We start from the raw sequence: 1,451 nt of genomic DNA, 5'->3' as shown, positions 1-1,451 counted from the left end.
GACAATGAGACCATTCCACAGTCTGACAAGGGAGACTTTATTGCCGAACTCGTATTTCTTGTGGTCCTTCCCCTTGCTGATGCACAACACGTCCGGCTCATGAAGGGAGTAGATCTTGTGACCGTCCCTTCTCTCGCCGTTAACGAACTTCATGCAGACCTCAATACGTTCTTGGTAAGAGTTCTCAAGGCTTGGCTATGCGTCCGTTGTCTTTACAATACAAGGGGGGCAAAGGAACGCTCAAAGGTTTCCCAATTTATCAGATTGGCAAGTTTATACATTGGATGGGTGGGATTGAGCATGGAGGTCAAGTCCCAAACATTGATACCTGATGGGTGTCGGATGGAGATTTATACATTGTTGATTTGCAAGATTTACCATATAAAGATACAAAAACTTGTAGATATACGCAAATTATAAAAGAGTTATTTTATTGATAATCAATAGGCTATTTACTTTTCAAGGGACGACTAGTTAGTTGCTTCATATTTTGATTCTACATCAAACCACAACCATTCATCGTTGAAAATATCCTTTAGCTTTGTTGCTTCATATTTTGATTCTACATCAAACCACAACAATGGCAGAAGATTATCCAGAAATTTGTCAGTTGCTTCATATTTTGATTCTACATCAAACCACAACGAGCCACTGTCGGGTTCTCTACAGCAGCGTGTTGCTTCATATTTTGATTCTACATCAAACCACAACCAAGTCCAAGTATCCTGTTACGCCTCACGAGTTGCTTCATATTTTGATTCTACATCAAACCACAACATCATTTTCAATCTGCTTTGACTATTCATAGTTGCTTCATATTTTGATTCTACATCAAACCACAACATCGTGCCGTCGTAGTTCATCACCTTATACGTTGCTTCATATTTTGATTCTACATCAAACCACAACCGAGGGCTGCATACTCTGTGGGGAGAACAAGTTGCTTCATATTTTGATTCTACATCAAACCACAACAATGATTACCACCGTTACCACAATCAGCGGTTGCTTCATATTTTGATTCTACATCAAACCACAACGCTATGGCGCAGCAAGAACGTGTCGGTGCGGTTGCTTCATATTTTGATTCTACATCAAACCACAACTTGTACTATTTAAAATATTGAATATAAACACATTATACAAATATTTTCATACAAGAAGTGGCTCGAATATATCAGCTTTATTGCAAATATACTAAAAAAACTCTAACTGGATAGGTGTTTCTGGATCTTTTTGTTTAATTTTACCCCACCGCAGAGTCAACCAGCAAGTGCAAAATTATAAAACGTATTTGAAGAATTCACACTTTGGAGTAGAAAAGTTTAATTTTTCTCTCGGTCTTTCGTTCAATTTCTTTTGTATCGACATAATTCTCTTGTCTGTGTAATGTTCAAACGAATCCTTTTTCGGTATATATTGTCTGATTAGTTTATTTGTATTCTCAATAG

At 37.4% G+C, this 1,451-nt stretch carries 1 protein-coding gene, 1 pseudogene and 1 CRISPR repeat array (1 of these 3 cut by a window edge); the gene and the pseudogene both read right to left on the bottom strand.

Annotation, left to right across the window (positions count from 1 at the left end; translation table 11 throughout):
- Positions 1-477 precede the first annotated feature (477 nt).
- Positions 478-1,106: direct repeats of the CRISPR family, unit length 36 nt; unit sequence GTTGCTTCATATTTTGATTCTACATCAAACCACAAC.
- Between the two features lie 175 nt (positions 1,107-1,281).
- Positions 1,282-1,449 (bottom strand): annotated as a pseudogene (locus tag E0E16_RS14340) (IS30 family transposase); the annotation flags it as partial.
- Positions 1,428-1,451: part of an IS30 family transposase coding region (locus E0E16_RS07695; RefSeq protein WP_130829732.1), annotated on the bottom strand (this coding region is incomplete at its 5' end). The annotated region continues 666 nt past the right edge of the window; the window shows 24 of its 690 annotated nt. The pseudogene E0E16_RS14340 and the gene E0E16_RS07695, both read right to left, overlap by 22 nt.

It is taken from the genome of Prevotella rectalis, from assembly GCF_900607215.1.
Lineage (GTDB): Bacteria > Bacteroidota > Bacteroidia > Bacteroidales > Bacteroidaceae > Prevotella > Prevotella brunnea.
Note: the sequence above shows the minus strand (reverse complement) of the source record. Positions and strands in the feature narration are given on the sequence as shown.